The organism is Barnesiella sp. CU968 (assembly GCF_905219685.1).
GTDB lineage: Bacteria > Bacteroidota > Bacteroidia > Bacteroidales > Muribaculaceae > Lepagella > Lepagella muris_A.
This window is the reverse complement of record NZ_CAJMXD010000059.1, coordinates 1-10,800: the sequence shown is the minus strand read 5'-3', so window position 1 is coordinate 10,800 and position 10,800 is coordinate 1. Positions and strand designations below refer to the sequence as shown.

At 50.4% G+C, this 10,800-nt stretch carries 10 protein-coding genes; 5 read left to right on the top strand and 5 right to left on the bottom strand.

Features of this window, described 5'->3' with window-relative positions; all coding sequences use genetic code 11:
• Positions 1-103: 103 nt before the first annotated feature.
• Both JX312_RS03925 and JX312_RS03920 read left to right on the top strand, forming a co-directional pair.
• Complete coding sequence (locus JX312_RS03925) at positions 104-616, top strand: hypothetical protein (protein WP_204457140.1); 513 nt, start codon at positions 104-106, stop codon at positions 614-616.
• A 3-nt stretch (positions 617-619) separates the two neighbouring features.
• Positions 620-1,489, top strand: coding sequence for an NAD(+)/NADH kinase (locus tag JX312_RS03920; RefSeq protein ID WP_124030871.1), 870 nt, complete (start codon positions 620-622; stop codon positions 1,487-1,489).
• A gap of 89 nt (positions 1,490-1,578) precedes the next feature.
• On the opposite strand, the gene secG is transcribed toward JX312_RS03920, so the two are convergent.
• The 5 genes from secG to JX312_RS03895 form a co-directional block, all read right to left on the bottom strand.
• Positions 1,579-1,911: a preprotein translocase subunit SecG gene (gene secG, locus JX312_RS03915; protein WP_128708136.1), complete on the bottom strand. Its 333-nt coding sequence runs from the start codon at positions 1,909-1,911 to the stop codon at positions 1,579-1,581.
• 100 nt (positions 1,912-2,011) lie between these two features.
• The gene (locus JX312_RS03910) at positions 2,012-2,605 is read right to left on the bottom strand and encodes a hypothetical protein (protein ID WP_123406505.1); all 594 of its coding nucleotides are present in this window, start codon (positions 2,603-2,605) and stop codon (positions 2,012-2,014) included.
• A 4-nt stretch (positions 2,606-2,609) separates the two neighbouring features.
• Positions 2,610-3,119, bottom strand: coding sequence for an LptE family protein (gene lptE, locus JX312_RS03905; protein ID WP_204457139.1), 510 nt, complete (start codon positions 3,117-3,119; stop codon positions 2,610-2,612).
• A gap of 31 nt (positions 3,120-3,150) precedes the next feature.
• Positions 3,151-4,335: a sigma-54-dependent Fis family transcriptional regulator gene (locus tag JX312_RS03900; protein ID WP_123406501.1), complete on the bottom strand. Its 1,185-nt coding sequence runs from the start codon at positions 4,333-4,335 to the stop codon at positions 3,151-3,153.
• Between the two features lie 31 nt (positions 4,336-4,366).
• A complete protein-coding gene (locus tag JX312_RS03895) occupies positions 4,367-5,242 on the bottom strand; it encodes a lysophospholipid acyltransferase family protein (protein ID WP_164916623.1) in 876 nt (291 codons plus the stop codon).
• Positions 5,243-5,348: 106 nt separating this feature from the next.
• Between JX312_RS03895 and JX312_RS03890 the strand changes: the two genes are divergently transcribed.
• The 3 genes from JX312_RS03890 (at position 5,349) to galK (ending at position 10,740) form a co-directional block, all read left to right on the top strand.
• Positions 5,349-6,782 (top strand): hypothetical protein, encoded by a 1,434-nt coding sequence (locus JX312_RS03890; protein WP_204457138.1) that lies wholly within the window; start codon positions 5,349-5,351, stop codon positions 6,780-6,782.
• Positions 6,783-6,980: 198 nt separating this feature from the next.
• Positions 6,981-9,464, top strand: a complete 2,484-nt coding sequence (locus JX312_RS03885) for a glycoside hydrolase family 2 TIM barrel-domain containing protein (RefSeq protein ID WP_204457137.1) — start codon at positions 6,981-6,983, stop codon at positions 9,462-9,464.
• A gap of 139 nt (positions 9,465-9,603) precedes the next feature.
• Entirely contained in the window at positions 9,604-10,740 is a 1,137-nt protein-coding gene (gene galK, locus JX312_RS03880; protein WP_204457141.1) for a galactokinase, read from the top strand.
• Positions 10,741-10,800: the final 60 nt, after the last annotated feature.

Sequence of the window (10,800 nt, the reverse complement as noted above, 5' to 3'; positions counted from 1 at the left end):
GTTAAAATAATATAAATGGAATCTCTTTGACGAGAGAGTCCCTGCCAATTCAAAATGCAAATTTAGAAATTTTTTTGGAAAATAAGTAAATAATTCGAGGGATATGATGAGAGCAAAAGATATAATGGCTGCCGGACGCATCAAAAAGCATGTCTTCCCCTATAGGAATGTAAATGAAGACATGCCGGTGGTCAACGTGCTTCCGTTGTTGCTTGATACTCCTGACGGTCTTTTAGGAGTAAGGTCAGGCAACGGTTTTGAGGGAGTGATTGACCGCGATTCCCTGCTCGAAGGACTCGGGCGCATGATCGCTCCACGGGATGACTGCAGTGTCATAACCCTTGAGTGTGTGCCTGCCGATTACAGTGCGTCGCGCATAGCCCATGCTGTCGAAGACAGCGACGCGCATCTTGTGGATATGTGGAGCACCCCGTCGGAAGACGGCAAGATACAGGTAACACTGCGGGTCAGACGGGAGGACCCTGCATCGACAGTCCATAGCCTTGAGCGTTACGGTTATGATGTCGTTTCCTCTTATGGCAACAGCGACAGCGACAGCGACAGTGAACTGGCGGCACTGCGCCTTCTTGAGCTGAGAGCGTTATTGAATGTGTGACCGATGAGGAATATCGCGATATATGGAAACCGGTATCAGGACGGATATTTCGGTTTATTGCGCGAATTTTTCGCAGCACTTGAAAAGAGAGACTTCCGGGTGTCGGTAGCCGAGGATTTCGCATGTTATCTTTCGGAGAACGGAATAGACCTTTCCGGCAGCATGAATACGGCAGCCTGTTTGCCCGAGGACACCGAGTGCGTGATAAGCATCGGGGGAGACGGCACGTTTCTCGGTGCCGCGGAATGGGTTGGAGACCGGGAGATTCCGATTCTCGGCATCAACACAGGTCATCTGGGTTTTCTTGCGAGCTATTCTCTTGAGGAAACAGAGGAGCTGGTAGATGTCGTTGCCTGCGACAAGGGGGTGATCGAGAAGCGCGCGTTGCTTGAAATCAGATGTGAAGCGATGCCCGAAGGCTTCTGGCCTTATGCTCTGAATGAGGTGGCGGTGTTGCGGGGCGAGACGGCATCTACAGTCACCGTGCATGCCGAGGTAGACGGCTATTTTCTTGCCGACTATATGGCAGACGGGCTTGTTGTGGCAACTCCGACCGGATCCACGGCATATAATCTGTCGGCAGGAGGTCCGATACTTATGCCCACGCTTGAATGTTCGGTGATCTCGCCGATAGCGCCGCATTCGCTTACGATGCGTCCGCTTGTTGTAGGAGGAGATTCCGAGATACGTCTGACCACGAGTTCGCGTGTGGAGTATTCGCGTGTGAGCCTTGACGGACGCTATTTCATGATGGCATGCGGTCGTGACGAGCTGCGCATCCGTAAAGCCGGATTTTCCGTGAAAGTTCTCCGCCGTCCTGACGCGAGTTTTTCCCGGTTGCTCCGCAACAAACTTCTCTGGGGAAGGCGGTGATAAAAGACTTCGGATAAAACAGAAGGTCATGCAAAACTGCATGACCTTCTGTTTTATCCGGGTTCCGGCGTTATTACCGTCAACCGTTATTATTTTGCGGGAGTTGCGGGAGCTGCAGGAGCTGCAGGAACGTTTACAGGAGCGGGAGCCGCGGAGTTTGGAGCGGGAGCCGCGTTCTGAATGTTTGATACATTAACCGGGGTCTTCACTGCGAAAGAGGCGCATATGCTCATAATGCAGATGAAGATTGCGAGAGTCCAGGTAGCCTTCTCGATGAAGTCGGTTGTCTTGCGATAACCGAGATACTGGTTTCCGCTGGAATAGTCAGAGGCGAGACCGCCGCCTTTGGATTTCTGAATCAGAACAGCCCCGATGAGAATCAGGGATGCGATTACGATAAGAATGCTGAGAAAGATATACATATCTTTAGTGTTTAAAATTTAATTTAGCTTTTGATTTACGAACTTCCTACTGACGCGACAGGAACCACAGGTAACCGGCAATGTCAATAAAGGGAAATCCTCAAGAATCTGATGTGTAGGCTATCAATTTTTTGAGGAATCGTATTTGGTCTGCAAAGTAAATACTTTTTTTCGGATTATTCAAACTTATCTCGGTAATTATTTCCAAAGCTTTCTGATAGTTGCCGTTTTTTATCATTATTCTGGCAAGAGATTCTGAAAGATTTGTATCGTGTGCGGCGGCGGAGTGTTCGCTTTCAGATGGCGAGGGAGCGTCGTGACGCGGCTCTTCGGGGATGCCTGCTTCACCGAAAAGATCCGAATCGCCTATTTCAGGGAGCGATTCGAGCGAAGAGAGGTCATATGGCACTGCTACTGGGGTGATAATATCTTCGATTTCAGTAGCCCTTGTCATGTTGGGATCGCCGAATCTGTCGAGGAAGGAATCTATTGTGTCGCCGGTTGTAAGTTCCGGAGATTTCATGTCGGGATAAAATTCCATAAATTCTTCCGGATCGATGCCGATAATGGCTCTGAGAGCCACGGGATCGCCCACAGCCGCGGCAATGCGTCTGACCAGAGCGAGTCGTTCCTCACCGGTTGCCTCCGGCAGTCTTTCTATTGCCGGCACAATGAAATAAGGGTATTTGTCCATTTTGTTACCAATTTCCGAGAGTGGCGTTGAAAATAAGGTTCACGAGTTCCTCGCTGATCTGGTTGCAGAGGTCATCCTGCACGTCAGTGAGCATAAGAGAAGAGGAGAACTGCCGGTATGCCGAGAAAGTCTGGTCAAGATTGTTTGCCGGATTCTTGTTGTCGGTATATTTAACTCTGACAGTGATTGTAAGTCTTGTTTCGGTTGCATATGCATCGGTGCCGACAGCCTGCGGGGAGAGGGAATATCCCGTAATCTCTCCTGTGAGTTCAATATCCGCCGGACCGTCTACCTCCTGAAGTCGCGTCTGTCTGGTCACATAATCCAGAAGCTTGTTTTCAAATGTCTGTTGCAGGGGAGGGTATACAAGCGCGGCTCTGATGGGAAATTCAGAGATGTCAATTGTCTTGTATATGTCGTAATTGATTGCGGTACCGTTCATTCTGAAACTCGGGATGCACCCAGTAAGGGTGAATGCCATAGCCGCGAACAATATAAAAATTACTTTATTCATAATTCAGGAATAATTCATATTCGGGTATAATTCAGGAATCGATTCCCAGTTCCTTTATTTTGCGGTAAAGAGTGCGAAGTGAGATTCCGAGTTCCTCGGCAGCGAGTTTCTTGTCGCCGCCGTTGCGCTCCAGCGAAGCAGTGATCGCGTCTTTCTCCGAATCCTCCAGAGTGTGCGAAGACATCCTGGAGAAACCATCATCGGCGATTGCAGGTGCGAGAAGATCCTCAACCGGGTACTTTATCAGAGAGGTGGTAGGCTGCTTGCGGCCTGCGGCGGAATCACCCTTTATGGACTCCTTGAGTTCCGCTATTTCCGATTTCATGCCGAGCACCAGCTTCCATAGCATTTCGCGTTCCGCCTCATAGTTTACCGGCTTTTCCGACTTTACGAGAGAAGATGTTGTGGATCTGTCGAGAGGCAACGCCTCAAGCACCAGCTGTCTTGAGATTTCCTCCCCCGCCTCGAAGAGGGCGAACTGCTCGACAAAGTTTTTAAGCTGTCTCACATTGCCCGGCCAGCGGTAAACGAGCATTGCGCGGTATGCCTCTTCTGCGAAAGAGATAGGTTTTGTCATGTATTTTTCCGCGAAATCCGCAGCGAACTTTCTGGCGAGGAGTCTTATGTCATCCCCCCTGTCGTGCAGGTTCGGCACATCGATGCGGATTGTCGAGAGGCGGTAATACAGGTCTTCGCGGAATTTTCCTTTTTCCACCGCTTTTATGAGATCCACATTCGTCGCCGCCACGATGCGTATGTTTGTTTTCTGCACGTTCGAAGATCCGACTTTCAGAAATTCGCCTGTTTCCAGAACGCGCAACAGTCTTGCCTGTGTTGTCAGCGGGAGTTCCGCCACTTCATCAAGGAAGATGGTTCCCCCGTCCGCCTCTTCGAAATAACCTTTTCGCGCAGAAATGGCACCGGTGAAAGATCCCTTTTCATGTCCGAAGAGTTCGGAATCGATAGTGCCTTCAGGGATTGCGCCGCAGTTTACGGCTATGTATTTCTTATGTTTTCTTGCACCGAACAGGTGTATTATCTTAGGAAAAAATTCTTTTCCCGAACCGCTTTCTCCGGTCACGAGCACAGAAAGGTCTATAGGCGCGACGCGTATGGCGCGCGCAATGGCGCGGATCAATGCCGGGGAGTTGCCGATAATCGAGAACCGCTGTTTTGCGGCTGCGACTTCCGCCGGTATGTCTTGAGACTGAAGCATTTTTATATTATTAAACAACTTTCTAAAAGAATCAGAGGCGCGAAAGAGCATAGGTCTGTTCGCGGAGATATTTGCCGAGTGAGTCTGCATCAGGAAACTCCGCCTGTTTTTCCACCGATATCGGCTCGCCGATCGAGACGTGCACGTCTTTCCCTCTCTTCAGGAATATCTCCTTGGGAAGCCGCGCACTGCGCAGACGCCAGTCGATCAGACCGAGGATGTTGAAGAAAGTGGAGTTGTGTCCATGAAAATAGATGGGAATCACAGGCACTTTCAGCTGTCTGATGAGGCGGGTGATAGTGGGTTGCCATTCACGGTCGCGGATATGGAGGGATTTGTCGATCTTTGACACTGCACCTGCCGGGAAGAATCCGAGTGGATGCCCATCGCGCACATGAGCCATGGCACGGCGTATTCCCTGCATTGTCACGGCTTTCTTTTCCGGGTCATCGGTCTTTATCGGGTCAACAGCGATGAAAGATGGTCGCATCGCCGATATGTTGTTTAGAATCATATTCACCATGACCTGATAGTCCTTGCGGTATTTGCCCACGATATGCAGAAGCAGGATGCCGTCCATGCCGCCGAAAGGGTGGTTGGATACAGTGATGAACGCACCCTCCGGGAATCGTGAGAGCACCTCTTCATTGTCAATGCGCAGTTTGAATCTGAATTCATCTTCCACGAGGTGGTGTGAAAACTCCACGCCTGTGGAATAGCAGTATCGTCCGTGGATGGCGTTGACTTCGTCAAGACCAATCCAATGGAGAGCCTTTTCTACGAACTTACGGTGGCTCGCGAGACCCGGAGCCATTTTCGCGATATCTTCAAAATTGAGCACGTCCGGACGCACCCCCGGTGCGCAGCGACGGTTTTCAGCAGATGAGATATTATTGTTTTCAGACATGACGAATCTTTTTGAACCTACAAAGATAACAAAAAAATCAATAGATAACACAAGCATCTTTCCGCAAGGCGATAAATTTACGGCTTCTAATTATAATTTGAGCAATATGAACGGTAAAGAATGGATTCAGAGCGCGGAAAGCAATCGCGGAAAGCTGCCGGATGCGGATTATCCGAAAAACATAGAGTTGCTTGCAAGGGCAATGGAATGCTGGGATAATCTTGCAGGATTCAGGAGCGACAGAGAGCGTAACAAACGTTTTACCTACGGCGACCAGTGGGGCGACACAATCGATGTTGGCGGAGAGCGGATGCGGGAGGAGGAATATATCCGCAGCCAGGGTAATGTGCCGTTGAAAAACAACATGATACGCCGTCTGGTCAGAAATGTGCTCGGCGTTTTCCGCAACAGATATTCCGTTCCGTCGTGCGAGGGGATAGGCAATATGGTTTCAGGGCTTGGCGACATGAAGAATATTCAGAGCCGTCTCGAGCGCAACATGGAACTAAACAGGATGGAAGAGATGTATGCCAGGACAATGGAAGAGTTTCTTATCGGAGGACTGGTGGTTCATCGGAAATGGTACGGACGGAAAGGAAGCCGTACTGACTGCTGGACAGACTTTGTCCTGCCCGACAATTTCTTTTGTGACACCGGTGCCCGCGATTTCCGGAACTGGGACACGGGGATGGTGGGTGAGATTCATGAGCTTGAATTTGACTCACTATGCGCATCGTTTGCCCGTTGTCCTGAAGATTATGTTCGCCTGGGGAGGATATACGGCGTAGGGAACGGCGGGAAGTGCCGCGTGATAGAGGTCTGGCATCGTGAATACAGGCAGAGTTACCGTTGTCATGACCTCCGTAACGGCAGGTATTATGAAATTCCGGCAGAAGGTGCGCCGGATGTCCGTCCGTGGGAAAGGCGCGAGTGGAAAGTGTCTGAGGAATGGAGATGTCATTTTCTGACACCGCAGGGAGATGTTTTGCGTAGCGGACGCAGTCCATACAGGCATGGTTCCCATCCTTTTGTTTTCAAAGCTTATCCATTTATCGACGGAGAGATTCATTCATTTGTGAGCGACATAATCGACCAGCAGAAATATGCCAACCGTCTGATATCAATGTATGACTGGATATTGCGGGCTTCGGCAAAGGGGGTGCTTCTTTTCCCGGAGGGGGCGTTGCCCGAAGGTTCCGACATAAATGACATAGCTGAGGAGTGGAGTCGCTTCAATGGTGTGATACTGTTTCGTCCCAAAGCCGGTCTGCCCTTGCCGCAGCAGGTGAGTTCCAACTGCTCGAACATAGGCATCACCGAACTGCTCGACATACAATTGAAGATGATGGAGGATATATCGGGAGTCAGCGGCGCGTTGCAGGGAAAGCTCGAAAGCAACACCATGAGCGGCACCCTCTACAACCAGCAGACGCAGAACTCCATGATCGCGCTTGCCGACCTGTTGGGGAGTTTCAGCTGTTTTATTGCCGATGCCACAGCCATGGATGTGTCCAATCTCGCGCAATACACCCGGGGATAGCAGTGTCGCGGCATTACACCCGAGGCGCCCGGATATGCGTTTAGAGTCAAAAAAGGTTAAAAATCTCTCTTTGATAGATTTTTTGACGGATATTCATATCTTTTTAGTATCTTTGTGGGTAGAATAACCTTGGGACACGATTGATGAGTATTCGGATTTTATATATACTTGCAGTCGATAACATTTGATTCTTGTTTAATGAGAGGATTTTTTATTTTGCCGGCATTGGCAATCTCGCTCGGCGTGTCTGCCCAGCGTAGCGACACTGCGTTGAAGCAGTGGGAGTTTTCACGTGACATGTCTGACTGGAAGAGTGTGAGCGTGCCTCACGACTGGGCGATTTACGGGCCGTTTGACCGGTCCAACGACCTTCAGAAGGTGACAGTGGAGCAGAATGGCGAGAAAACGGCAACCTGGAAGACCGGCCGCACCGGCGGACTGCCTTATATCGGCAAGGGGTATTACAGAACCACATTCGAGGTTCCGGATACAGCCGGACAGGTGTTTTCCTTTGAATTCGACGGAGCCATGTCCAATCCCCGTGTCAAGGTCAACGGGAAAGAGATCGGTCACTGGGCGTATGGCTACAATTCCTTTTATATAAATGTTCCCGCCGGTGTGATTGTGCCGGGGAAAAACAGTATAGAGGTCTCTTTGGAAAACAAAGAGAAATCAAGCCGCTGGTATCCCGGCGCGGGACTTTACAGGAATGTGCGCCTCGTCACCACATCTCCGGTGCATGTTCCGACCTGGGGCACATATGTGATAACTCCTGTCGTGTCGGCGAAAGAGGCGTCGGTAAGACTCACTACAGAAATTGCCGGAGCCGCCAAAGCGCAGAAAATACTTGTCAAGACAGACATAATATCTCCCGACGGCACGGTGGTGGCGACAAACAATTCGGTCTATCACGCGCAGGGACAGCCATTCGTGCAGGATTTCCTTGTAGAGAAGCCTCAGCTTTGGTCGCCCGATACGCCTTGTCTTTATGAAGCGCGTACGACACTGAGCGTAGACGGCAAGGATGTGGATGTCTATAACACCCGTTTCGGCATCCGCTCCCTGGAATACATACCGGAGAAAGGATTCTTCCTGAACGGAGAATATACGAAATTCAAGGGTGTGTGTCAGCATCACGACCTCGGACCGCTCGGAGCGGCTGTCAACAAAGCCGCGCTTGCGCGCCAGATAGAGATGCTCAAGGATATGGGAGCGAACGCGATCCGCACTTCCCACAATATGCCTGCGCCTGAACTTGTGGAATTGTGCGACCAGATGGGGATGATGCTCATGGTAGAGCCTTTCGATGACTGGAGTTTCCGCCCGAAAAGCCAGAACGGCTACGGATCGATTTTCGGCGAATGGGCGCAGAAAGATATGGAAAACATGGTGAAACACTACCGCAACAACGCTTCGGTTGTGATGTGGTCTGTAGGCAATGAGGTCCCCAGCCAGTGGGGACCCGACGGAGTCAGCGAACTTGTCATGCTTCAGGACATATGTCATCGTCTTGACCCGACGCGTCCTGTCACATGCGGCATGGATCAGTATGGCGCGGTTATCGACAACGGTTTCGCCTCGACGCTCGATATTCCCGGTTTCAACTACATGTTTCTCAAGCACAAGACGGCATACGAGATACTGCCGCAGAAGCTGATACTCGGTTCGGAGACAGCCTCTACCGTGTCGTCGCGGGGAGTCTATATGTTCCCGATGGAACTCAAGGCGGGAGCGAAATATCCCAATCATCAGAGTTCCGGTTACGACACCGAGTTTTGCTCGTGGTCTAATATTCCCGACGTGGATTTCTCGATGGACGACGATTACCCCTGGATGATCGGTCAGTTCGTCTGGACCGGTTTCGACTACCTCGGCGAGCCGTCGCCCTACGATACCGACAGCTGGCCCAACCACTCAAGCGTATTCGGCATCATCGACCTCGCGTCGCTTCCCAAAGACAGGTATTATCTTTACCGCTCTCAGTGGAATAAAAAGGAGTCGACTCTCCATATCCTTCCCCATTGGAACTGGAAAGGGAGAGAGGGTGAGAAGACACCTGTGATGGTTTATACGTCATATCCTTCGGCAGAACTGATTGTGAACGGCAAATCCTATGGCATTAAGAGCAAGGGGGAGGCAAAACCTCTTGACTACAGCAAGCGTCTGTCGATGTCTTTCTACGACCGCGACAAGGCATGGGACGAGGATCGCGTTCAGGACAAGGCGGGCATGGAACGCTATCGTCTTGTATGGGACGATGTGGTCTATCAGCCCGGAGAAGTGAGAGTCGTGGCTTACAATGCCGACGGAAGCAAGGCTGAAGAGAAAACTGTCCGTACCGCCGGGAAAGCTCATCATCTTGTGCTTACGCCCAACCGCAGCAAGCTTGCAGCCGATGGCGAGGACCTTGTCTACATCACTGTTCAGGTGGCAGATAAAGACGGTAATATCGTTCCGGATGACAGCCGTGCGGTGAAGTTTGCCACAAAAGGCGCCGGTTCTTTCCGTGCCACAGCCAACGGAGATCCCACGAGCCTTCGTTTGTTCCACCTTCCGGAAATGGATCTTTTCAGCGGTGCCGCCACAGCGATAGTGCAGGCAGGAAAGACACCCGGTGTCATCACGTTCGAGGCATCTGCCAAAGGTGTGAAACCCGCAAAAATCAGTTTCGTTGTCGAGTAAGGAAACTGAAAAAGTAGCGAAGAAGAGAGAAAGATAAAGACAAGGGGAACAAAAGGCGGATGGAACATATGGGGATTTGGAAAATGGAAATATAGTGTAACTTGAATAATAACTTAAAATCAGAATTGACATGGAATCCATGAAAGCAGAGATTCAGAAAATTTTTAAAGAAAGATTCGGCGAGGGTGGCACACTCTACGCATCAGCAGGTCGCATCAACCTTATCGGCGAGCATACAGACTACAACGGGGGATTCGTATTTCCCGGTGCCATCGACAAGGTGATAATGGCTGAGATCAAGCCCAACGGCATGGAGAAGGTTCGAGTGTTTTCCATAGACATCGACGAATATGCTGAATTCGGTCTCAAGGAAGAGGACGCACCCACTCAGAGCTGGGCTCGTTATATCTTCGGAATCTGCCGCGAGATTCAGAAGCGCGGAGGAGAAGTAAAAGGATTTGACACCGTTTTTGCAGGAAATGTTCCTCTTGGTGCGGGTCTTTCATCATCGGCGGCTCTCGAGAGCTGTTTCGCATTCGCGCTCAATGATCTTTTCAACAACAACAGCATCGACAAATTCGAGCTTGCGAAGATCTGTCAGAGCACAGAACATAATTATTGTGGTGTTAACTGCGGTATCATGGACCAGTTCGCATCTGTATTCGGTCGGAAGGGAAACCTGATGCGTCTCGACTGCCGCTCAATGGAGTATGAATATTTCCCCTTCAATCCGCAGGATTACAAGCTTGTGCTCGTGGATTCGCGTGTAAAACACGAGCTTAAGGATTCTCCCTACAACAAACGCCGCGAATCATGCGAGCGCGTTGCAAAACGTCTCGGCATAGACACACTGCGCGATGCCACAATGGAGCAGCTTGACGAAATCAAGAGCGACATCACCGCTGAAGATTATTTCCGCGCGAAATTCGTAATCGAGGAGAAACAGCGCGTGCTTGATGTGTGCGACGCACTCAATGCCGGAGACTACGAGACTGTGGGCAAGAAGATGTATGAGACCCACGCAGGTCTTTCAAAAGACTATGAGGTGAGCTGCGAGGAACTCGATTTCCTCAACGATGTGGCAAAGACACTTGGTGTGACAGGCTCACGAATCATGGGCGGCGGTTTCGGAGGCTGCACAATCAATCTTGTCAAGAATGATCTCCACGATGACTTCATCAAGATCGCTGTGGAAAAATTCAGCGAGAAATATGGTCATGAGCCGAAGATCTATGATGTCGTGATTTCTGACGGCGCACGTAAAATCGAGGAGTGATCATGAAAATCACAAGCAAGAAATTTCCTTCTCCCAAGGGAGAGATCACATGGTATGAGC

What these genes read in the sequence shown, in the direction of transcription:
- JX312_RS03925 (WP_204457140.1), top strand. Translation starts at nt 104, where the DNA reads ATGATGAGAGCAAAAGATATAATGGCTGCCGGACGCATCAAAAAGCAT.
- JX312_RS03920 (WP_124030871.1), top strand. Translation starts at nt 620, where the DNA reads ATGAGGAATATCGCGATATATGGAAACCGGTATCAGGACGGATATTTC.
- secG (WP_128708136.1), bottom strand. Translation starts at nt 1,911, where the DNA reads ATGTATATCTTTCTCAGCATTCTTATCGTAATCGCATCCCTGATTCTC.
- JX312_RS03910 (WP_123406505.1), bottom strand. Translation starts at nt 2,605, where the DNA reads ATGGACAAATACCCTTATTTCATTGTGCCGGCAATAGAAAGACTGCCG.
- lptE (WP_204457139.1), bottom strand. Translation starts at nt 3,119, where the DNA reads ATGAATAAAGTAATTTTTATATTGTTCGCGGCTATGGCATTCACCCTT.
- JX312_RS03900 (WP_123406501.1), bottom strand. Translation starts at nt 4,335, where the DNA reads ATGCTTCAGTCTCAAGACATACCGGCGGAAGTCGCAGCCGCAAAACAG.
- JX312_RS03895 (WP_164916623.1), bottom strand. Translation starts at nt 5,242, where the DNA reads ATGTCTGAAAACAATAATATCTCATCTGCTGAAAACCGTCGCTGCGCA.
- JX312_RS03890 (WP_204457138.1), top strand. Translation starts at nt 5,349, where the DNA reads ATGAACGGTAAAGAATGGATTCAGAGCGCGGAAAGCAATCGCGGAAAG.
- JX312_RS03885 (WP_204457137.1), top strand. Translation starts at nt 6,981, where the DNA reads ATGAGAGGATTTTTTATTTTGCCGGCATTGGCAATCTCGCTCGGCGTG.
- galK (WP_204457141.1), top strand. Translation starts at nt 9,604, where the DNA reads ATGAAAGCAGAGATTCAGAAAATTTTTAAAGAAAGATTCGGCGAGGGT.